Source organism: Thalassospira xianhensis MCCC 1A02616 (genome assembly GCF_003326475.1).
GTDB lineage: Bacteria > Pseudomonadota > Alphaproteobacteria > Rhodospirillales > Thalassospiraceae > Thalassospira > Thalassospira xianhensis.
In genome coordinates, this window is sequence record NZ_JPWA01000017.1 from 65,036 (window position 1) to 87,460 (window position 22,425).

The window sequence follows — 22,425 nt, forward strand, 5'->3', positions numbered from 1 at the left end:
TTCCTTGATTATTGTTGTTCCGCTGGACGCATAAATTTTGCTTCAAAGAGCTTATCAGACGGAACAAAATCGACAAAATCAGGGCAGTCATTTTGCAGGTTTGCGAAATCAGACACCGGACATTTGAATGCATTCAAATTGGGTCGCAATCCGTATCCGAACATGCTAAAAGCCAGCAACGCCTGCGCTTCGCGCGGCCACCCATTCAAACATGCAAAAGCTTTACGAGGTCGTCCATGCGCCGTTCCGATATCAATGCTCACATCACGCATGCCAAGGAACTGTTCGAGTCCATTTCCTTCAAGCTGCCCTCCTGGGGGCATTATTCCCCGGCGCAGTGGGATGCCGAGCCTGATCTTGCGAAATGGTGCCGTGCCCATCAGATGGGCTGGGACGTGACCGATTACGGCGAAGGTGATTTTGCCCGTCGCGGCCTGATCCTGTTTTGCCTGCGCAATGGCATCCTGCGTCAGCCGGGCGAAGTCCCCTATGCCGAAAAAATCATGATTGTCGGCGAAAATCAGGAATGCCCGTGGCATTACCACAAGGTCAAAATGGAAGACATCATTGTGCGCGGTGGCGGCAATCTGGTGATCGAACTGACCAACCTGACCGAAGATGGCAAAATGGACATGGTCAATGACGTGCATGTCCGCACCGATGGCAAGCTCAACATCCTTCCGGCCGGTGGCAAGGTCGTGCTCGAACCCGGCCAAAGTGTCACCCTGCCGCGCACCCTTGTGCATCGCTTCTATGGCGAAGAAGGCAAAGGCCCGGTGATCGTCGGCGAAGTATCGCAGGTCAATGATGACCTTGCCGACAACTACTTCTTTGACTGCGACGCCCGGTTCAGTGAAATCGAAAATGATGTCGCACCGATCCATCCGCTTTGGAATGAACTGGCCGGATAAGGTCACCGATCAACTGATATGCAAACCCCCGGCAGTCCGCACTGCCGGGGGTTTGTTTTTGGCTCGGGGCGTGAAATGCCCTCGACGTTATTCCGCGGGCGCAGCACTCTCGGGATTACCAAGAATTTCGGCAAATTCCGGCAAATTGCGAAGCGGCTCAAACTCAACCTCGGTCCAGGCAGGCTGACGCATCGCATCCGAAAGGGCCACCGCACGCTGCAGATCGGCAAGGGCGGCTTCCGGATAACCCAGCCCTGCATTGGCGCACGCCCGCTGATAATAACCGTTGGCATTATCCGGCGCCTCGGCCAGGAGCCGGTTACACAGGCTAAGCGCCCAGTCACGATCACCCAGCTGAAGGGCGGCATCCGCCTTATAGGCCATGACTTCCGGATCGCCCGGCGACAGTTCAAGGATCTTGTCGTAAATCTCGATCTTGGACCGCGGATTGGTCACCTTGTTCGCCTGCAGCCAGAAGGCATGAATGGTCTGGGTATTTTCGATTTCCTGCTGATGATCGTTGATCACCATGCTTTTCTGGCGCAGCTCGTCTTCAAGCGCGCTCAGACGTGTTTCAAATTCTTCGGACAGGCGGCGCAATTCCGTATCGGCAAGGTTGCGCACACTTGATTTAAGCTCGCGCAAAGACTGCCAGCCCAGCATGGTCAGAAGCGCACCGACCGCGGCCACGAAATAGAAGAAATAGGTCACCGTGTTCGACGAATAGGAAATTGCCTTGTCGATGGCCTCAAGCTGCCGGTTGACGACCTCGCGCAGCAATTCGGCGCGCATCCCCTGCATTTCGGTCCGCAATGCCTTGAGCTCGTCCAGAACATAGCGTTCCATCAACGGCGGCATATTAGTGCGCTCACTCGCTTCAAGCGGACGGAAATCAACGGGCGGCAGGGTCTCGCCAGACGAGGTTTCAGATGTGGCAGGGGCTGCCCCCATGCCCTCCTGTGCCGAAACCGGCGATGTGGCGAACACCACCATCGTCATGAGGATACCGGCGACAATCCGCTCAAACCTTAACGTCATTTCCTGCTGCTTCCCTGTTTCTTTTTTAATGGATCGCTTTTGTCTGATGCGCCTTTGTAACCCGGCTACCACCATGATCCAAATCAACGTTATGATTGGACTGTAACGATATATTGCCCCTGCCAAAACATACATTTTTTGGAAAGTCGCGCAGGTATCGATGATCGAATACGGCACCAGCCCGGATCGGGCACAGCAATTGTCAAACGCAGCCCTCGCCATGATGTCCGAATTGGGTGTTATCGCGCATCCGAACAATTATACGATCTTTTTCAATTACCTGTCCGGCGAAGAACCCGATCTTACGCAAACGATCGATATCCTGCGCAGCAACAATCGCGAATTCGATGAATTGCGGTGCCGCGACCTTTTCGCACGGTTTTTTGACACCGTGAATGAACGCGAAATCGTCACCCGCATCACCGACGATCTGCGCAATCAGTTGACGTCGGTTCTCGAAACCGTCCGCAATGCCGGGATTGATACCCGCGCCTATGGCGAGGCGCTTGATCATTTCTGCGAATATATCGGCGACAAGGACTTCACCAATCTGGAACAGGCGTTAAAAACCCTGCTGGGCGCCACACGCGAGATCGAAGGCGTAAATCGCATTCTCGAAACCCGGCTGGATAATACATCGACCGAAATTTCCAAACTGCGCCGCGACCTCGAAGACATGAAGCGCGAGGCCATGACAGATTGTCTGACCGGCATCGCCAACCGCAAGGCGTTTGATCTGCAATTGCGCGATTGCGCCATGCAGTCGATGGAAACCGGTAAACCGCTTAGCCTGCTTCTGATCGATATCGATTATTTCAAGACATTCAACGATACCCACGGCCATCAGGCCGGTGATCAGGTCATTCGACTGATGGCCCAGACCCTTCAGCAGAACGTCAAGGGCCGGGATACCGCCGCGCGTTACGGTGGCGAGGAATTTGCCGTCATCCTGCCGATGACCGGGCTTGGCTGCGCGCGCCAGTTGGCCGAACATATCCGCCACAATGTCGAAACCCGCACCATCATCAGCCGCACCCGCCATCAGGAACTGGGCAAGGTCACGGTATCAATCGGCGTCAGCACGTTTGAATTTGGCGAACCGCTTGCCCGTTTCATCGAACGGGCCGATCAGGCGCTTTATCTGGCCAAGGCCAAGGGCCGCAACCGGGTCGCGACCGAACGCCAGATCACCGACGGGAACAAGGTAATCCGGACGCTGGATATCACCGCGCCCGAACCCAAAAAGCAGCGTTGCGCCTGACGGGCACTGACAGGGTGCCAATTTCCCCGTATAAGGCAGGTCGTTTGTTTCGATAGATTGGCCTGCGACGTGAAGAAGATTGATGTCCTTGTGATTGGTGCCGGTGCCGCCGGCCTTATGTGTGCAATCGAAGCCGGGAAACGCGGCCGTTCGGTTGTAATTGTCGATCATTCGGCAAAACCGGCCGAAAAAATCCGGATTTCCGGGGGTGGCCGTTGCAACTTCACCAATCTGCATGCCAGCCCGGAAAACTTCATTTCGCAAAACAAGCGTTTCTGTGTTTCGGCGCTTAAACGCTATACGCAGTTTGACTTCATCGATCTGGTCAATCGTTATGACATTGCCTGGCACGAAAAGACGCTGGGTCAGCTCTTCTGCGATGAATCCTCGTTCCAGATCATCGACATGCTGCTCGATGAATGTGATGCCGCCAATGTCGAGCTGCGCCTGAACACCGAAATCAGCAACATCATCCGCCGCGATGATGCCGGGTTCGATGTCACCACACGCACTGGTGCGCAATGGACCTGCCAGTCGCTTGTCGTGGCCTGCGGCGGCCTTTCGATTCCCAAAATCGGCGCAACCGGCTTTGGCTATCAGATTGCCCGTCAGTTTGGCATCGACATCGTTCCGACGAGGGCCGCCCTTGTGCCCCTGACCTTTGATCCAGATATGCGGGCCGATATGGGTCAGCTTTCCGGCATTTCGGTTGATGCGATTGTCCAGTGCAACAAGAAACAGTTCCGCGAAGGATTGCTGTTCACCCACCGCGGGCTAAGCGGCCCGTCCATCCTGCAGATTTCATCCTATTGGGATGAAGGTAACGCCATCACGGTCAACCTGAACCCCGAAGAAGACGCCTTTGATCTTCTGAAATCGGCCAAGGCCGAAAGCCCGAAACAGGCCGTGCATAATGTGCTGTCTCGCATTCTGCCAAACCGTCTGGCCCAGATGATCACCGCGCGTCACGGGCTGGATCGCCCGATCGGCGAAACCGGGGACAAGGCGCTTCGTCTGCTTGCAACCGATGTCAATCAATGGTCGGTCATGCCGCAAGGATCAGAAGGATACCGCACGGCCGAGGTCACATTGGGCGGGGTCGATACCAACGCCCTGTCATCAAAAACCATGGAATGTCGCGATGTCCCCGGTCTTTATTTCATCGGCGAAGTCGTCGATGTTACCGGTCATCTTGGCGGCTTCAATTTCCAGTGGGCCTGGTCATCGGGCTGGTCGGCTGGACAAGTCGTCTAGGTAATTTCCCCGTTTGGTCGTAAAATAGTCCGCGGGAACAACTTCCCTTGCCAATCGTTTGATTTTCAAGAACAGCCGACAGCCTTCCTGTCTGCTGACACAGAAAAATGAGGTTGGGTTATGGAATATGGTGGAATTCTCGGACTGATCATTCTGATTGCCGATATCTGGGCCATCATCAATGTCATGGGCAGCGGTGCCAGCACCGGCTCGAAAATCATCTGGACGATCCTGATTCTCGTCCTGCCGGTTATTGGCCTGATCATATGGTTCTTTGCCGGACCACGCAGTGGCCGGGTTTAAAACGTATCCTGATATTTGAATTTTTACGGGCCGACATTTTGTGTCGGCCCGTTTTTCGTCATATGCCGACAACAAAAATCGCAAGCAATCCAACCGCGACAAGCCCTGCGCGAACCGCAATATGTCGCGGCGAGATAATCCCGTATGAAATTGCCGTCAGACCGATCGCAACCTTAAGGGCCGCCGCAATCGCCCAAACCGGATTGGCCGCAAGATCAATCAGTGACCCGTTCGCGATCATCGCAAGCGGTACGATATAAAGGCCAATCCCCAGCGCCATGGCCGTTCCGGCAACCTTAAGCCAGTTTTCCTCGACCATGCCCGCAGCAATGAACACCGCCCCGCAAACCGGCGGGGTAATCGTCGACAGCAGGGCAAACCAGAACACGAACAGATGCGCCTGCAACGGATCAAGCCCAAGCTCGGTCAGGGCGGGCCCTGCCACCGAAACGCAGATCACATAAGCCGCCGTGGTCGGCACTTCCATGCCAAGGATCAGACACGCAATTGCGGTCAGAAGCAAGGCAGGCCAAAGCATCCCGCCGGACCCGGACAGCAGAAGCGACGTGATCTTCACGCCAAGCCCGGTCAGGCCCAGAACACCGATCACAATCGATGCACACAAAATGATCGCGGCAATCATCGATACCTGCCGCCCGGCACTCAGGCACACCTCGGTAAATCTCTCGCCCGTCCGGGCCAGGCTGAATTGCAGATTGCCATCCAAAAACAGCAACGCCGCACCGGCAATCATCGCAAGACAGGCGGCATATTGCGGCGTATAGCCACCGCCAAACATGCCCCAAAGCAGGATCGCAAACGGCACAAGGAAGAAGGCGGAGGTCACAATCACCGCACGCGTATCAGGCCGGTCTTTTTCCGGCACGCCCGGAAGATCATAGCGCAGCGCAAAGGCATTGATCCCGACCCAGACCGCCAGAAAGTAAAGGATCGCTGGCAGAATGGCGGCCACCATGATCTCGACATAGGGCCGCCCGGTCAGCTCGACCATGACAAACGCCCCTGCCCCCATCAATGGCGGCATGATCTGCCCGCCGGACGATGCCACCGCCTCGACCGCGGCAGCCAGTCTTTTGGGATAGCCAAGCTTGGTCATGGCCGGAAGCGTGATCGCCCCGGTGGACGCCACATTGGCCGATGCGGACCCGGAAATGGATCCGAACAACGCCGATGAGATCACCGAAACCTTGGCCGCCCCACCGCGCAGCCGACCTGCGGCCGCACCAGCCACATTCATAAAGCCCTGCCCGGCTTCGCCGCCATTCAGGATCGCGCCAAAAATCACAAAGATCGCAACGATGCTGACCGAAACCCCGGTCAGGCTGCCCCAAAGGCCGCCCTCGGCAATGGTCAGCGTGCCCAGCATGCTTTCAATCGGAAGGCCACCATGGCCGAATTCACCGGGGATATATTCGCCAAAGAACCCATAAAGCAGCGCAATCGCCGCCACACTTGGCAACGGCCATCCAATCGCACGACGTGCCATTTCAAGAACGATGACCAAAAGGGCAAATGATATCGCGATCTGCAAATTCCCGACCAGAAACCCGTATTGATCGCCCAGCATGCTGTGATTGAACGCCACCCACAAACACGCCCCAAGCCCGATCACCGTCAGGATCAACCCGCTGATTTTCTGCCACGGCGTTTTGGCAACAAACACCAACGCCCACGGCAGGGCCAAAGCCATATGCAACGGCCGACTGACCAGATTGGGGACAAGCCCCGAAAAAATCAGCCAAAGATGAAAAAAGATGGATACCGCGCCAAGCGCAATCCAGAAAGGGCGGGAAACAGCAGACATCGTAATCCTGATACGTCCGATAAAGAACGGCCCGGCTGTGGCGGCCGGGCCTGTCATCACATTATTTCAATGCGGCAATCAATTCTGATCGTCGCGCACCGGGAAACCGGCTTCGGCGTAATAACGAAGTGCGCCGGGGTGGATTTTACCCTTGATATTGGCAAGCATCTCCTGGGTCACACCTTTCCACCATGACGCGTTCGAGCTCATGGCGGATTTCTGATCCCAATAGGTCTTGGTCAGCTGATAGGCGGTTTCATCATCCATCTGGGTCGTTGCATAGGCAACCACCGACAGGGAAGACGTGCGGATATCATCCTTCTGCCCGTTATAGGTCCCGGCCGGGATCACCGTCAGATCGCGCTTGGTCATCGCAAGCTGCTCATCTGAAAGCGACAGGATATTCACATCCGTGCCTGCCGCGGCCTCGATCACGTTCGGCGCGGGCCAGGAACCGGCCGTTACAAAGCCGTCAATCTGCCCGTTTTTAAGGGCGGCCACGGCGTTCGAAAGTTCCGCTTCGGACAGTTTAACCTTGTCAGTCAGGCCAAACAGCTCAAGGTACTTTTCACCCTCGGTCGCCCCGAACGATCCTTTACCCAGAAGGATGGTCTTGCCTTCAAGCCCGGCGAAGTCGGTCACACCGACATCTGCACGCATCACGAAATGCATGGTCAGTGATGGAATCGGGAACAGGGCCCGGACCTCGTTGAACTTTTCGGTCGGACGTCCTTCAAAGGCACCCTTGCCAGCCTGTGCAAGGCCAACAAGTGCCGGCGGGCTTGTGAAAACGTAATTGCCCGGGCGAACCGATGCTTCCATCACGTTCTGAACCGATCCCTGGCTTTCCTCGACCGTAACGATGATCTCGCCGTCCGTACCGGTCTTGATTGCTTCGGCAAACTGGGCGGCCATCTGATAATAAGACGACGCGGCCTTGGCCGATTTGAAAGTAACGCGGGTTTCTGCCTGGGCGGCACTTACCGCCGACAGGGCAACAATACCGGTCGCGATTGCGCCGATTGTACGAAGAATGTTCAAGGTTTCCTCCCCTTGCAGAACCCGGGCACCGGTCGGTTTGCAAATACCGAACTTGGGTACGGATCGGGCCAATAGTGGCGATCAACGCAAAAACCCGCCCCGAAGCGGGCCGATTTTGGCAAATTGTATCCAATTGCAAGTCATAGAGCGCATCAAAGGGGCGAAGGTCAAGCCGGTTATTCATCAAAGGTAACCTTCACCGGTGCAAGTTTACCCCATTTTCACATGGCAGTTGCGCAAAACCGGTACTGTTCGCGGCAGGGCTTCGGCTTTAATGCAATCCGTGAAATTCTGCGGAACATCGTATGTGCCGTAACGTTCGATCCATCACACACCCGACAGGATCGACAAGACCTTTCAGATCAGCGCCTTGTAAAGATTGACAGGGTTCCCGACCATCGCGCAGGGTAACACCTGCAAGCGCCATTACCACCAGAGGATCCGATGCCGCGTTCGCCGGTCGCACTGATCATCGCATTGTCTGCGACATTGTTTGCAGCCTTCACGCTCAATACCGGGGCTTCGCTGCAATCCTCGTTGCTGGCTTTGCGCGCCTCGTCCGAGGGCTTTGCACCGATCTATACCGGTATCATCATGGCATCCTATTATGCCGGGTTTATCGGCGGGATCATCTGGGGGGCCGGGCTTGTCAACCGTGTGGGGCATATCCGGACCTTTGCCGCACTGGCATCGACCGGATCAGCGATTACGCTTTTGCATGCCGTGTTTGTTGACCCGATTACCTGGTCGCTGTTCCGCGCCATGACGGGCCTGTGCATTTCGGCCCTGTATCTGGTGATTGAAAGCTGGCTGAACGAACAGGTCGACAACACATCGCGCGGCGGCATGATCGCGTCCTACATGACCGTATCTCTCGCGGGTCTTGCCATCGGGCAGTTGTTGCTGAACGTGTCACCGATTGGCAGCTTCGAACTGTTCACGGTGGCATCGGTCCTGCTGTCGCTTTCTCTGGTGCCGATTGCCCTGACCCGGCAACCCCCGCCCGCTGCGGTCAGTGGCGCGCGCATGAAATTCCGCGAACTATACGCCATTTCGCCGCTGGGTTTTGTCGCCGCAGCCGGCAGTGGCGTTCTTTCCGGTGCGATTTACGGTGTCGGTCCGATCTTTGCGTCCAATCTGGGCCTTGCAACCAATGACGTCGCGAACTTCATGGCCTTTGTCATTCTGGGCGGGATGATCATGCAGTGGCCGATTGGCCGTCTGTCGGACATGGTTCCCCGCCAGTATGTCATGATCGCCGTGCTGATCGGGCTTGCAATCTGCGGATTGTTCCCGCTGGTCGCGCCCGAACTTGTCCGCGGGAATCTGACTGTCTGGGGTGCTATCATCGGCATCTTCATCATGCCGGTTTATGGCCTGTCGGTCGCCTATGTGAATGACTATCTGCAACCCGATCAGATCGTTTCGGCATCCGGTGGCCTTTTGATCATTTATGGCGGGTCTGCTGCAACCGGGCCAATCATCGGATCGCTTGCCATCGGGCATTTTGGTCCCTGGGGCATGCCGGTTCTGTTTGCGATTGTCGGCATACTGGTCGCAAGCTTTGCCATCTATCGTGCCGGTTTCGGTCGCCGTATCTCGATCGAGGAACAGGGCCAGTTTGTTGCGGTACCGCGCACCACGCCCATGGCACTTGAACTTTCCCCGATCACCGATGACATCGTCGAGGAAGAAGACGGAAGCGGTTCACACGCCGCAGACAGGGGCGAGGATGTCGCCCCTCGCAGCACAGAAGAAACAGCTGCGGAAAAGGCACCGGAAGCCGATCAGAATACCGGCAGACAGTAAACCCGCGGCTTTGCCGCAATGTCGCCCGGCCATCTATCGTTTCGCAACTTTTGATATCGTTTCCACAATACGGAAAACATCCCACGAAAGTGAAACCGGCTGTGGACCCTGCCCGCTTACAGCCCATATGTTGTGACAAACATATGCATCGGTCACATCCGGCCTTGCGCAAGACTTCAAGCCTGTCGAGAGGAAACATGACCCAACGTATCACCAAAGGCGGCCTTAAGATTGCAATCGTTCTGCATGATCTGGTTGCCAACGAAATCACCCCGGGCACCGGTGTCTCCTCCGATCAGTTCTGGGCATCGTTCGAAAAGCTCGTAAACGAGCTTGGCCCCCGGAACCGTTCGCTTCTGGCCAAGCGCGATGAATTGCAGGCCAAAATCGACGAATGGCACCTGTCCCGGCAGGATCAGGCCCGCGATCCGCTGGCCTACAAGGAATTCCTCAAGGAAATCGGCTATCTTCTGCCGGAAGGCGACGATTTCTATATCTCGACCACCAATGTCGATCCGGAAATCGCCCGCGTCGCCGGTCCGCAGCTTGTCGTGCCGGTGATGAATGCGCGCTACGCGCTCAACGCGGCCAATGCCCGCTGGGGCAGCCTGTATGACGCGCTCTATGGCACGGATGTCATCGACGATGCCGATGGCAAGGAAAAGACCAAAGGTTTTAATGCCAAGCGCGGGGCTGCCGTTGTGGCCTACGCCGCAAAATTCCTTGATCAGGCAGTACCGCTAGCCAATGGCAAACATGCAGACGCCGCCAAATACGAAGTCCGCGAAGACGGGTCTGGATGGTGGACTTTGGCGGTAACCCTGTCAGACGGCAGCGAAACATCGCTGGCACAGCCATCGCAATTCATCGGCTATAACGAAAAAGACGGCGCCCTTTCCGAAGTCCTTCTGCGCAATCACGGTCTGCATCTTGAAATCCGGATCGATCCATCACACCCGATTGGCAAAAGCCATGCGGCGGGTGTTTGCGATGTGATCATGGAATCCGCCCTGACCACCATTCAGGATTGCGAGGATTCCGTTGCCGCCGTCGATGCCGAAGACAAGGTTGTCGTCTATCGCAACTGGCTTGGCCTGATGAAAGGCACGCTGGAAGAAAGCTTTGAAAAGGGTGGCAAAACCGTTACCCGCCGCCTCAACCCGGATCGTTCCTATCAGGGCTTTGATGGCAATGACGTTGTTCTGCCGGGACGCAGCCTGATGCTGGTGCGCAATGTCGGCCACCTGATGACAAGCGATGCGGTGCTTGACGCCAATGGCAACGAAGTCCCCGAAGGCTTCCTTGATGCGATGTTTACCAGCCTGATCGCCAAGCACGATATTGATGGCAACAGCAGCGTTTCAAACTCGCGCCATGGCAGTGTTTATATCGTGAAGCCGAAAATGCACGGCCCCGAAGAAGTCGCGTTGACCAATGATCTGTTTGCCTTTGTCGAACGTGAAATCGGCCTGCCGGAAAATACCCTTAAGGTCGGCATCATGGACGAGGAACGCCGCACCACGGTGAACCTCAAGGAATGCATCCGCGCGGCCCAGGATCGTGTTGTTTTCATCAATACCGGGTTCCTTGACCGCACCGGTGATGAAATCCATACCAGCATGGAAGCAGGCCCGGTCGTTCGCAAGGAAGCGATGAAAGACCAGTACTGGATTTCGGCCTATGAAAACTGGAACGTTGATGTCGGCCTTGAATGCGGCATGAAGGGCATTGCCCAGATCGGCAAGGGCATGTGGGCCAAACCTGATCGCATGGCCGAAATGATGACCGCAAAAATCGGCCATCCGAAGGCCGGGGCAAACTGCGCATGGGTTCCATCCCCCACCGCGGCAACCCTGCATGCGATGCATTACCATCAGATTGATGTCCGTGCCGTACAGGACGAAGTCGGCAAACGCGAACGCGCCAGCCTTGATGACATCCTCTCGATCCCGCGCCTTGGCGATATCAAACCGATGCCAAGCGAAATCCAGGAAGAACTCGATAACAACGCACAGGGTATCCTTGGCTATGTTGTCCGCTGGATCGATGCCGGGGTTGGCTGTTCCAAGGTGCCCGATATCAATGATGTCGGCCTGATGGAAGACCGCGCAACATTGCGTATCTCCAGCCAGCATATCGCCAACTGGCTCCATCACGGTCTTTGCACCAAGGATCAGGTGATGGAAACCATGAAACGCATGGCCGCCGTCGTTGACAAACAGAACGAAGGCGATCCGGAATATCGCAACATGGCACCGAACTTTGATGACAGTGTTGCCTTTGCCGCCGCATGTGATCTGGTGTTCAAAGGCCGCGAACAGCCCAATGGCTATACCGAGCCGGTCCTGCATGCCCGTCGCCGCGAAGCAAAGGCGAAATACGGGGCATAAAAGCCACCAATAGCGCACGAAAAAGGCCGCCCGAAACATGTCGGGCGGCCTTTTTCATATCGATCATGATGCGCAATATGAATCGGTCGGCTTATCCGCCCAATGTCATGATTTCATAGCCATTCTGGGTCACCACCAGCGTATGCTCATACTGCACGGTGGGTGCGCCGGTATCAGCATAGAGCGTCCAGCCATCATCCCCATCAAGCGCCCAGTTGGCACCTCGCGACAGGAACGGCTCGATCGTGATGACCTGACCTTTTTTCAACGACCGGCGTTCGCGCGGATCATCCCATGTCGGGATGGTTTCCGGTGCTTCGTGCAATGATTTGCCGATCCCGTGGCTGGCCAGATTTTTAATCAGGCTGTAGCCGCCCTTCCGGGCAAAGTTCTCGATCCTAAGGCCGATTTCACGGATCGGAGCCTTGTCGCGCACGACTTTGATCCCCGCCCACATTGCCTTTTTGCCATCGTCGCACAGCTTTACGATTTCGGGGCGCGGGGTGCCGACGATAAAGCTGGCACCCGTATCGGAAAAATAGCCATCAAGCGACGCGGAAACATCGATATTCACAAGGTCCCCATCCGCCAGAACCCGGTCACCAGGAATGCCGTGTGCGACTTCTTCATTCACACTGATGCAGGTCGCACCGGGGAAGTCATATTCGCTTTCGGGTGCGGAAACCGCCCCGGCATCTTCAAGGACCTTGCGGCCAATGGCATCCAGTTCGGCGGTGGTCATTCCGGCAACGGCCGCAGCCCCCATCACGTCACGCGCACGCGCACAGATGCGTCCGATACGGCGCAGATGTTCAAGTTCGGTTTCTGATGAAATGGTCATGGATTGCTTAATGCTTAGCAATCCCCGCCAAGTCAAGCCATTGGATGGTCATATCTGACCCGATTTCAGGCGCGTGAGCCGGAATTCTGCTGACGGTTTTCATCGCCATAAATCACATAGCGATGCTTGCCCTTGCTTTTGGCAACATAAAGCGCCTGATCGGCCTGCTCCAACAGTCTCTCCGGGCGGGTGTCATGATCGGGATAAACGGCAATACCGATACTGATATTGATCGATATCCGGTTTCCGCCGGTGATGAACGGCATCAAAATGTCACTAAGGATTCTTTCGGCCAATGCGCGGGCTTCGGACACACCGTTCTCACCCAGATGCGAAACAATGACCATCTCGTCCCCGCCCGTGCGGGCAACCAGATCCCCACCGCGCACACAGCGGCGCAGCCGGCGCGCAACCTCACACAGGACCTCATCCCCCGCCGCATGTCCCAGCCGGTCATTGACCGGTTTGAAATCATCCAGATCAAGCGCAAGAACGCCAAGCTGACTGTGCTGTCGCTTGGCCTGTGCCTGGGCATGTTCGAAATAAACGTCCAGTGCCAGACGGTTGCCAAGCCCGGTCAGCGGATCGTGATGCGCAATATGCTTCATCTTGCCCAGCGCCCTATCCTTCTCGGTCAGCTTGGCGACCAGACTGTTCAGGCTGTTTGACAGCGTGTTGATTTCACGCGCACCGGAAACCTGCGGCAGGCTCTCGATCTCGCCACGTTTAAGCTCTCCTGCAGCATTCGCGATCGTGACCAGCGGGCCGACGATGAAACCTGCCCCCCACCAGGCAAAAACACTAAACAGCACGGCAAGACTAAGGCCAAGGGCCAGAATATCGGACTGCAAATCGTGAACGGTTATCAGGGCGGCTTCTATCGGCTGACGGACCAGCACCGACCAGCCAAGCCCCGGATAGTCGAAATGCCCGTCTGCCGGGGCAAAACCGGTCAGATAATCATGGCCATCCGGCCATTTCGCGATTTCCCATCCAATGTCTGACCTGTGCGACCCTTTCTCCAGTTGAAGTTCAAGCTTCTGCCCGGTCATCGCGAAATCTGGCGCCAGAAGGATCGTCCCGTTCGCGCCGATGACAAAAATATCGACATTGCGATGCAGGCCCTGCCCGGCAAACAGGTTACGCCGCACCGTGTCCGCCCATTCCCAGCTCAGATGTGTTGCCAGAACACCATTGAGATTTCCGGCATCGTTCAGCAGGGGAACAGCGATATCGACAAACTGGATTGGCTCGCCGGTGGGGCTTGGAAATTTTTCGGCCAGCAGCTTGGCATCATGAACATCCCCGATGAACATCCCCTTGCTGCCAAATTCATAGACGGGACGCGCGGAAATATCCTTGCCGACCAGAATATCCCCGGTTGCGGCCACTACGGTACCGCCCGCGTCAAGAACCCCGATCCAGGTGAAAATCGGCAATTCATGTTGCAACCGGTTGATCAGCGCGCTGGCCTGTTCGATGTCGTCAAGGTTGCGAAGGGCGCGAAGGGTACTCAGAACCGCAACTTCACCGCGATGGGTCCACATCGTCCGGTCGAGTTCGTCGGCCATTTGCAGGGCAAGATCGGAAACTCCAGCACCGATCTGACTTGTCAGATCTTCTGCCGATCTTTTGCCGACAACATAACTCATGACGCCTGCCAAAGCGGCGACAAGCACCGCCGTGGCCAGCGCGATCTGGATACGAATACCCACCCGCGAAAGGCTTTTCACCTTCAATCCTCACACTTCCCATCGGGCAGCACGTTTGATGGCTGTCCTATTTATATGCCGCTATTTTAATCGAAACGGCTTATCTTGTGCTGCATATAAGATGTCGCACAGACCATTTTAAGCCCGACCATAAAAACATTTTTCATGATGTCCTTCCGTTTGGCCGGGTAATTTCCAACATATTGAAAAATCGGCAGTTCCAAAACTCTTTTAAGCCGGGCGCGCAAACGTTACACCAGACTTGATCCGCAATCGAAACAGTGATGAAACGATATTATGACCATTACGCAAATCATCTACTGGCTTGAACTGACCGGCGTTGCCGTTTTCGCCGTAACCGGCGCGCTGGAGGCATCCCGCCGACAGATGGATATTGTCGGCTTCGTTTTGATTGCGACTTTTACCGGCATTGGCGGGGGAACGGTGCGCGACGTGATCACCGGCGCCACACCGGTTTTCTGGATCCGCGATCCGGCCTGGGTAATTACCTGTATCGGCAGTGCAGTCTTCACCTATTTCACCGCCCATCTTGTCGAACGGCGTTATGTCGCGCTGATCTGGCTTGATGCGCTTGGTCTTGCGATGTTTGGCGTGACGGGGGCGGCAATCGGTCTTAACCTGGGCGTGTCACCATTGGTTGCCATCATCCTTGGCACCATCACGGCCACATTTGGTGGCATGGTGCGTGATGTGGTGTGTAACGAAATCCCGCTGATCCTGCGCCCGGAAATCTATATCACCTGCGCGCTTCTCGGCGCCTCAATCTATGTGATCGGCACCGATATCCTGTCACTTCCCCGTGCCCCGGTCGCCCTGATCGCGTTCCTGTGCTCCTTCGCCCTGCGCGCCAGCGCCATACGCTTCAAACTGAGTTTCCCGGTTTACAAGGCCCGTCCTGGGCGGGAATATTAACGTCATACAAACGCTTGCCGCGCCAGAATGCGGCAAGGATCAGTATGAAATTCACTTCGGGGGAACGGAGCAACGATGGCAAAGGGTAATGGCACAAGCAATCTGACACTGGAGCAGGTTCTGCAGATGGGACTGAACCATCAGCGTGCCGGACGCGTTTCCGATGCGATCATTCTTTATCAAAAAATCCTGAAGATGATCCCCAACCAGCCCGAAGCCCTGCACCTGATGGGCCTTTGCCACCATCAAAAGGGCAACCATCGCAAAGCCATCGAATTGATGCGCAAATCGTTAAAGGGTGCTGCCAACAATCCGGTGGTGCATAACAATCTCGCCGTTTCGCTGGCGGCAGCAAACGATCCCAAAGCGGCAGAAGAACATTATCGCACCTCAATCCGGATCAATCCGTCCTATACAGAGGCGCACAGCAACCTTGCAGCCCTTCTCGGCAACCGGGAAGGTTTTGCCGAGGCAATCGAACATTACAAGATTGCCCTGAAACACAACCCCACCCATTTCGCATCACACAAGGGGTTGGGAAATGCGCTGTCGAGGCAAAGCAAACCGACCGAAGCCCTCAATCACTACAAGGCTGCATTACAGCTTAATCCCCACGATGCCGATTTGCAGACCGACACCGGGATTGCCCTGAAACTCCTTGGCCGGGTGGAGGATGCCATCCGCCATCACACAAATGCGCGACGGCTCGACAAAAGCGAAAACCGGCATTTCTTTTCATTTGCCAATACGCTGGAGGGCTGCCAACTCAAATCGGGTAATCAAGAGCTTGAAGAGACTCTTCTGGAGATGCTCGTCTCGGACGAGATCACACCGGGCGGTCTTGCTGTGCCCGTTATGTCGGTATTGATGCTCAAGGACGAGTTTCGGGCAATCATCGAGCGCTACGAAGACCGGCAAAGCCGTCCTGACCGGGTTGACCCCGACGACCTTGAACGTTTGAATGCCGAACCTCTTTTCCTGCGACTGTTAAATATTGTGCCATTTTCCAATGCACAATTCGAATTTGCCCTGACGGCCATCCGGCGGGCCCTGCTGCTTGATCCCCCCGCAAAACTTGCCGATCACCTGCCATTTCTCGCAACACTGGCAGCACAATGCTTTAACAATGAATATGTCTATATCCTTGATCAGGATGAACGGGCTGCGCTGATAAAACGCGAGCAGGCCATCAAGGACAATCTGGCCGCAGGTAAAAATCCCGCACCGGAAGAAGTTGCTGTTCTGTGCTGCTATCGCGCACTTATCGATTATGACTGGGCCACCGATCTTGAAACGGCGACCTGGCCCGACGAGATGCGCGATGTCATCCGTCGCCAGCGTGACGAACCGCTGCAGGAACGCGAACTGCGCAAGAAAATCCCCAACCTGACCGGTATCGAGGACAAGGTTTCGCAAATTGTCCGCGCCCAATACGAGGAAAACCCGTATCCGCGCTGGATTCACGCCGGTATCAGCAAAACAGGTCGCCCTGTTGGCGACTTGCTGCGCAGCAATCCGTTGCTGATGGATCTGGGGGACTACGTAACACCTGAAAAGCCGGAAATTCTTGTTGCCGGTTGCGGCACCGGACAGCACAGCCTGCATACCGCGACCCGGTTTTCTGACGTGCGTGTGCTTGCCGTGGATCTCAGCCTTGCCAGCCTTGCTTATGCGCAACGCCAAACCGAAAATCTTGGCATTCGCAATATCGAATTCGGGCAGGCCGATATCCTGCAACTGGAAAACATGGACAGGACATTCGACGTTGTCGAATGTTCGGGCGTGCTCCATCACATGGATGACCCGATGGCAGGCTGGCGCGTTCTGGAACGTATTTTACGGCCCGGCGGGCTCATGCGCATCGGCCTATACAGCGAACTGGCACGTCAGGACATCGTGGCTGCGCGGGACTATATCGCCCAAAAGGGCTATGGCACGGGTGCGGACGACATCCGGCAATGCCGACAGGATATTCTATCAGGCGATGAAGAACTTGCCTTCAAGCCGGGCATTCGGTCGGATTTCTATAGTCTGAGTGCCTGTCGCGATCTGATATTCCACGTGCAGGAGCACCGTTTCACCCTATTGCAAATCCGGGAATGCCTTGATGAGCTGGGTCTGGAATTCATCGATTTTGAACTCCGCCCGCAACATCATTTCACCGCTAAACGCACCGAAATCAATAGCAAGTTCAAGGGCAATGAACGCCTTGTTCCGTGGAACAAATTCGAACACGAATTCCCCAACACCTTTACCAACATGTATCAGTTCTGGTGCCGTAAACCCAAAAGCTAAGCAGGCTACTCGACAATCAGCTGCACCCGGTCGCTTGAAAAGGCGGTGATCCCGTATTCAATCGGCACCCCCGCCGCATCGACATCGACACTTTCCGTGGATATCACCGGCCGATTCTTGGCCTGTTTCAGCAGGCTGGCAACCCGTGATGATGGCAACTGGGCGCTGATGCGGGTGGTTTTTCGGCTGTAATCATCAATCCCGAAATGCTTGAACGCCTCTGTCAGGGATTTTGTTTGGGTAAATATCTCGACAATCCCCTCGAACCGCGCCACCGGAAGGTAGCTTGTCGCCACCGCCAGCGGAATGCCATCGGCCTCGGATACTGAAAACAGTTCGACAACCCGCGTTCCCGGTTTGACATCCAGAAACTGGGCGATGGTCGCACTGGCTTTCAGGACTTCAGACGAAATCAATCGTTTGTCGGGCAAACGATGACGTCCCGACACGATCTGGGAAAAGCGTGTCTTGCTGCCAAGCGGATAATCGAGGATCTGTTCCTGAACAAAAGCGCCCCGCCCCTGTTCGACACGCACGACATTGGCATCGACAAGTGCTGACATCGCACGTCGCACTGTATGCCGATTCACGCCGAATCTGCGGACCAGTTCCATCTCGGTCGGCATTTTGTCGCCGGGGGCAAAGACCCCGCTGGCAATATCGGCAAGAAGCTGTTTTTCGATTTGCTTCCAGATAGATAGCCCGGCTTCCCAATCCATCGAAATCCCCATTCACAAAACTTTCACCGCAAGACCTTTGCCAAGCGCGCGTAATCGTCTTATAACGTGAATATGTATAGACGTCTAGACAAATTTTGAATTTGTCGATACCCGCATAGAAGGATCATACAGATGACGGCGCAACCCGCCCCGCAATCCGGATCAGACCAGGGATCAATCATCGATCCCGCCACACAGGCCCGCCAACGCTGGATGGCGGTACTGGCACGCACAGACCGCGCAATTCTGGAACAGGAATGGCACGATCATTTTGCCGATGTGCAATGGAGCCACCTGCGCGAACCGCAAATCGGCATGGTCATGGTGCGTGGCCGCGCTGGTGGCGCCGGGCAGCGCTTCAACCTTGGCGAAATGACCGTCACACGCTGCGCAGTTACCCTGTCCGATGGCACGGTCGGCCATGCCTATGTCAAGGGACGCGACCGGATACAGGCGCAATATGCCGCCCTGTTTGATGCGATCATGCAGCGCGACGACACCGCATCCGATTTCATCGACATGCTGGCCCACCAGCAGGCCGAAGCAAAACGCGAAAACGCCCGCAAGGTCGCCGCCACCAAGGTCGATTTCTTTACCCTTGTCCGAGGAGAAGACGAATGATCCCGCAACCCCGGGCCCCCGAATTGCTGCGCGGTTTTGAAAATGCTGCCTTTGAGTCCAATGCCGTTTTCCGCACCATTCTCGATGCCATGGCCCATCCCGGCCGCATTTACGATCTGCCGCTTGATGTCCCGGCACCGACCGGGCTGAACAAATCCGCAACCGCGTTCCTGCTGGCAATGGCCGATATGGATACGACAATCTGGCTCTCCCCCGATTGCGCATCGAATGCTGCCAATGCCCACCTGAAATTCCATTGCGGCAGCCCGATCACCGGAACATCATCCGCTGCCGATTTTGCCGTCGCCCGCCTTGATGGGGATCTCGCCTTCATCACCGATCTGGCGCTTGGCAATGCCGAATATCCCGATCAGTCGGCAACCCTGATCCTTCAGGTCGAAGACATATCGGACAAGGCCGACATGATCCTGCGCGGCCCCGGCATCAAGGAAAGCCAGAACCTTTCCGTGCCCGGCTTGCCCGCCGCCTTCCACACATGGCGCGCGGAAAACCATCATCTGTTCCCCTGCGGTGTCGATGTCATCTTTGCCGCGGATCGCAAAATCGCCGCCCTTCCGCGCACCACCCGGATCGAGGTCAGATAAAATGTATGTAGCCGTCAAAGGTGGTGAACGCGCCATCAACAATGCCCACCGGCTTCTGGCCGAAAAACGCCGTGGCGACAGGGACGTTGCCGAAATTGAAACCAGCCAGATCGAACAGCAATTATCCCTGTCCGTCACCCGCGTCATGGCCGAAGGATCGCTTTATGACCGCGATCTGGCCGCCCTTGCCATCAAGCAGGGCCGCGGCGACCTGATCGAGGCGATCTTCCTAATGCGCGCCTATCGCACGACATTGCCGCGCTTTGCCTTTTCCAAACCGGTCAAAACCGCCGAAATGGATATCGCACGCCGCATTTCGGCAACCTTCAAGGATTTGCCGGGCGGGCAGATTCTCGGCCCGACATTTGATTACACCCACCGCCTGCTTGATTTCACCCTGATGGCCAATGGCGAGGAACCGGCAACCGCCCACACCGCCGATCACCCAGTAGATGAAACCATGCCGCGTGTTCTCGATGACCTTCTGAATTACGAGGGCCTGATACAGGATGAACCCAACCCGACCAATGATGACGCCCCGGTCGCCGATCTGACGCGCGAAGCCGTCAAATTCCCCGCCGACCGTGATCTTCGCCTGCAAAATCTGGCCCGCGGCGACGAAGGTTTTGTTCTGGCACTGGGTTATTCCACCCAGCGCGGCTACGCCAACAGCCACGCCTTTGTCGGTGAAATCCGCTATGGCAGCGTTGCGGTCGAAATCGAACCCGAAGAACTCGGCTTTGCCATCGATATCGGCGATATCGAACTGACCGAATGCGAAACGGTGAACAAATTCAAGGGATCGAAAACCAAACTGCCGCAATTCACCCGTGGCTACGGGCTTGTCTTCGGTCAGAACGAACGCAAGGCGATTTCGATGGCGCTGGTGGATCGCGCCATGCGTGCGCGCGAAATGGGCGAACAGGTCATGGGCCCGGCCCAGGACGAGGAATTCGTCATGGAACATAGCGACAATGTGCAGGCAACCGGCTTTGTCGAACATATCAAGCTGCCCCACTATGTCGATTTCCAGGGCGAGCTTGAACTTGTCCGGCGCATGCGTGCCGAAGTGCTGGAACGTCTGGCAAAGGCGGACGCAGCAGATGCCGAAAACGCCAGATCACAACCCGAAGCCGCGGAGTAACCAATATGGAACAGACCGTAAATAATCCGCTAGAAGCATCTTCGGCCTATAATTTTGCCTATCTTGATGAACAAACCAAACGCATGATCCGGCGCGCGTTGCTAAAGGCCGTTGCCATCCCCGGATATCAGGTGCCGTTTGCCGGCCGCGAAATGCCGATGCCCTATGGCTGGGGTACCGGCGGGGTGCAGGTCACGGCCGCCGTGATTGGCCCGGACGATACGCTGAAAGTTATTGATCAGGGCGCGGACGACACCACCAATGCCGTGTCGATCCGGCAGTTCTTTGCCAAGACCGCCAATGTCGCGACCACGGAAAAAACCGCCGAGGCATCAATCATCCAGACCCGCCACCGCATTCCCGAAAAGGAACTGCGCGAAGACCAGATCCTTGTCTATCAGGTGCCGATCCCCGAACCACTTCGCTTCCTCGAACCGCGCGAAACCGAAACGCGCAAGATGCACGCGCTCGAAGAATACGGGCTGATGCATGTGAAGCTTTATGAGGACATTTCGCGTCACGGCCATATCGCCACCACCTATGCCTATCCGGTGATGGTTGATGATCGCTATGTCATGGATCCGTCACCGACACCGAAATTCGACAATCCGAAAATGGACATGATGGCCGCTCTGCAGCTTTTCGGCGCCGGTCGTGAAAAGCGCATCTATGCCCTGCCGCCTTACACCAAGGTCAAAAGCCTCGATTTTGAAGATCACCCGTTCGAGGTGCAAAGCTGGAAGGACGAATGCGGCATGTGCGGCGCAACCGACAGCTACCTTGACGAAGTCATCCTCGATGACAAAGGCAACCGGATGTTTGTCTGCTCGGACACCGATTATTGCAGCGAACGGCAGGACGCCGGCCATCGCGGCCCGCAACATCATGACCAGCCCCTTGGCACCAGCCACAGCAACGGAAAGGCCGCAGAATAATGACCCGTTCACATGAACCGCTTCTGCGCGTTTCCGACCTGACCATGATGTATGGTGACCGGGTCGGCTGCCGCAATGTAAGTTTCGAGCTCCGCCCCGGCGAAGTGCTTGGCATCGTTGGTGAATCCGGCTCTGGCAAATCAACTTTGCTGCGCAGCATTTCCGCCCAGCAGGAACCGACCAAGGGCACAGTCGAATACCATACCCGCATTGATGGCATCCGTGACATCTATCAGATGTCCGAAGCGCAACGTCGACTGCTGATGCGCACCGACTGGGCGTTTGTCCACCAGAATGCCCGCGACGGATTGCGCATGAATGTCAGTGCCGGGGCCAATATCGGCGAACGCCTGATGGCCGTCGGTGACCGTCATTACGGCAACATCCGGAATGCCGCCGAAAACTGGCTTGACAAGGTCGAAATTGCCACCGAACGCCTTGATGATCTGCCCTCAACCTTTTCGGGTGGCATGCAGCAACGCCTGCAGATCGCCCGCAACCTCGTAACCAGCCCGCGTCTCGTTTTCATGGACGAACCCACGGGTGGTCTGGACGTCTCGGTTCAGGCCCGCCTGCTCGATCTGCTGCGCGGGCTGGTTCACGACCTTAATCTGGCGGTGATCATCGTCACCCACGATCTGGCGGTCGCCCGCCTGTTATCGCATCGCCTGATGGTCATGCAGCGCGGCGAAGTGATCGAAAGCGGCCTGACCGATCAGGTGCTCGACGATCCGCAACACGCCTATACGCAGCTGCTTGTTTCTTCCATCCTGCAAAACTAGGGCGAT

General features: G+C 56.2%; 20 protein-coding genes. 13 read left to right on the top strand and 7 right to left on the bottom strand.

The features are described 5' to 3' along the window. Window positions 1–8: 8 nt before the first annotated feature. On the bottom strand, window positions 9–263 hold the full coding sequence (locus tag TH5_RS25635; RefSeq protein WP_167443561.1) for a hypothetical protein: 255 nt from the start codon (window positions 261–263) through the stop codon (window positions 9–11). On the opposite strand from TH5_RS25635, the gene TH5_RS14740 reads away from it, so the two are divergent. After that, window positions 237–911, top strand: coding sequence for a D-lyxose/D-mannose family sugar isomerase (locus TH5_RS14740; protein ID WP_114122456.1), 675 nt, complete (start codon window positions 237–239; stop codon window positions 909–911). The genes TH5_RS25635 and TH5_RS14740 overlap by 27 nt on opposite strands. Before the next feature lie 87 nt (window positions 912–998). On the opposite strand, the gene TH5_RS14745 is transcribed toward TH5_RS14740, so the two are convergent. Next, window positions 999–1,949, bottom strand: coding sequence for a TPR end-of-group domain-containing protein (locus tag TH5_RS14745; protein WP_114122457.1), 951 nt, complete (start codon window positions 1,947–1,949; stop codon window positions 999–1,001). 160 nt (window positions 1,950–2,109) lie between these two features. On the opposite strand from TH5_RS14745, the gene TH5_RS14750 reads away from it, so the two are divergent. The 3 genes from TH5_RS14750 to TH5_RS14760 all read left to right on the top strand — a co-directional run bounded on the left by TH5_RS14750 (window position 2,110) and on the right by TH5_RS14760 (window position 4,767). Next, window positions 2,110–3,210 carry a GGDEF domain-containing protein gene (locus tag TH5_RS14750; protein ID WP_114122458.1) on the top strand — a complete coding sequence of 367 codons (1,101 nt, stop codon included), beginning with the start codon at window positions 2,110–2,112 and terminating at the stop codon, window positions 3,208–3,210. A 69-nt stretch (window positions 3,211–3,279) separates the two neighbouring features. Then, on the top strand, window positions 3,280–4,464 hold the full coding sequence (locus TH5_RS14755) for a BaiN/RdsA family NAD(P)/FAD-dependent oxidoreductase (protein WP_114122480.1): 1,185 nt from the start codon (window positions 3,280–3,282) through the stop codon (window positions 4,462–4,464). A gap of 120 nt (window positions 4,465–4,584) precedes the next feature. Further along, on the top strand, window positions 4,585–4,767 hold the full coding sequence (locus tag TH5_RS14760) for a PLD nuclease N-terminal domain-containing protein (protein WP_062953175.1): 183 nt from the start codon (window positions 4,585–4,587) through the stop codon (window positions 4,765–4,767). Window positions 4,768–4,825: 58 nt separating this feature from the next. Here TH5_RS14760 and TH5_RS14765 read toward each other — a convergent pair whose 3' ends face one another. Beyond that, a complete protein-coding gene (locus tag TH5_RS14765; RefSeq protein ID WP_244204928.1) occupies window positions 4,826–6,649 on the bottom strand; it encodes a TRAP transporter permease in 1,824 nt (607 codons plus the stop codon). Window positions 6,650–6,670: 21 nt separating this feature from the next. After that, window positions 6,671–7,633: a TAXI family TRAP transporter solute-binding subunit gene (locus TH5_RS14770; protein ID WP_114111314.1), complete on the bottom strand. Its 963-nt coding sequence runs from the start codon at window positions 7,631–7,633 to the stop codon at window positions 6,671–6,673. Window positions 7,634–8,077: 444 nt separating this feature from the next. Here TH5_RS14770 and TH5_RS14775 point away from each other — a divergent pair, with 444 nt between their 5' ends. Together TH5_RS14775 and TH5_RS14780 are read left to right on the top strand one after the other, a co-directional pair. Beyond that, window positions 8,078–9,442, top strand: coding sequence for an MFS transporter (locus TH5_RS14775; RefSeq protein WP_114122459.1), 1,365 nt, complete (start codon window positions 8,078–8,080; stop codon window positions 9,440–9,442). 197 nt (window positions 9,443–9,639) lie between these two features. Further along, window positions 9,640–11,832, top strand: coding sequence for a malate synthase G (locus TH5_RS14780; RefSeq protein ID WP_114122460.1), 2,193 nt, complete (start codon window positions 9,640–9,642; stop codon window positions 11,830–11,832). Window positions 11,833–11,923: 91 nt separating this feature from the next. On the opposite strand, the gene map is transcribed toward TH5_RS14780, so the two are convergent. After that, window positions 11,924–12,673 carry a type I methionyl aminopeptidase gene (map, locus tag TH5_RS14785; protein WP_114122461.1) on the bottom strand — a complete coding sequence of 250 codons (750 nt, stop codon included), beginning with the start codon at window positions 12,671–12,673 and terminating at the stop codon, window positions 11,924–11,926. A 65-nt stretch (window positions 12,674–12,738) separates the two neighbouring features. Then, on the bottom strand, window positions 12,739–14,406 hold the full coding sequence (locus TH5_RS14790; RefSeq protein WP_114122482.1) for a sensor domain-containing diguanylate cyclase: 1,668 nt from the start codon (window positions 14,404–14,406) through the stop codon (window positions 12,739–12,741). Window positions 14,407–14,682: 276 nt separating this feature from the next. Between TH5_RS14790 and TH5_RS14795 the strand changes: the two genes are divergently transcribed. After that, window positions 14,683–15,318, top strand: a complete 636-nt coding sequence (locus TH5_RS14795; protein ID WP_062953168.1) for a trimeric intracellular cation channel family protein — start codon at window positions 14,683–14,685, stop codon at window positions 15,316–15,318. A 75-nt stretch (window positions 15,319–15,393) separates the two neighbouring features. Then, entirely contained in the window at window positions 15,394–17,613 is a 2,220-nt protein-coding gene (locus tag TH5_RS14800) for a methyltransferase domain-containing protein (protein WP_114122462.1), read from the top strand. Window positions 17,614–17,618: 5 nt separating this feature from the next. Here the strand turns inward: TH5_RS14800 and phnF are convergent, their stop codons facing one another. Further along, window positions 17,619–18,332: a phosphonate metabolism transcriptional regulator PhnF gene (phnF, locus tag TH5_RS14805; protein ID WP_244204929.1), complete on the bottom strand. Its 714-nt coding sequence runs from the start codon at window positions 18,330–18,332 to the stop codon at window positions 17,619–17,621. Between the two features lie 132 nt (window positions 18,333–18,464). Here phnF and phnG point away from each other — a divergent pair, with 132 nt between their 5' ends. From phnG to phnK, 5 genes are read left to right on the top strand one after another with little or no spacing between them, the layout of a single operon-like run. Beyond that, window positions 18,465–18,953 carry a phosphonate C-P lyase system protein PhnG gene (phnG, locus tag TH5_RS14810; RefSeq protein WP_062959386.1) on the top strand — a complete coding sequence of 163 codons (489 nt, stop codon included), beginning with the start codon at window positions 18,465–18,467 and terminating at the stop codon, window positions 18,951–18,953. Then, window positions 18,950–19,558, top strand: coding sequence for a phosphonate C-P lyase system protein PhnH (gene phnH / locus TH5_RS14815; protein ID WP_114122464.1), 609 nt, complete (start codon window positions 18,950–18,952; stop codon window positions 19,556–19,558). The genes phnG and phnH overlap by 4 nt, the downstream gene beginning before the upstream one ends. Window position 19,559: 1 nt before the next feature. Further along, entirely contained in the window at window positions 19,560–20,702 is a 1,143-nt protein-coding gene (locus TH5_RS14820; protein WP_114122465.1) for a carbon-phosphorus lyase complex subunit, read from the top strand. A 5-nt stretch (window positions 20,703–20,707) separates the two neighbouring features. Further along, the gene (locus TH5_RS14825) at window positions 20,708–21,637 is read left to right on the top strand and encodes an alpha-D-ribose 1-methylphosphonate 5-phosphate C-P-lyase PhnJ (protein ID WP_114122466.1); all 930 of its coding nucleotides are present in this window, start codon (window positions 20,708–20,710) and stop codon (window positions 21,635–21,637) included. Then, window positions 21,637–22,419 carry a phosphonate C-P lyase system protein PhnK gene (phnK, locus tag TH5_RS14830; RefSeq protein WP_114122467.1) on the top strand — a complete coding sequence of 261 codons (783 nt, stop codon included), beginning with the start codon at window positions 21,637–21,639 and terminating at the stop codon, window positions 22,417–22,419. Before TH5_RS14825 ends, phnK begins: the two co-directional genes overlap by 1 nt. The last annotated feature ends 6 nt before the right edge of the window (window positions 22,420–22,425 follow it).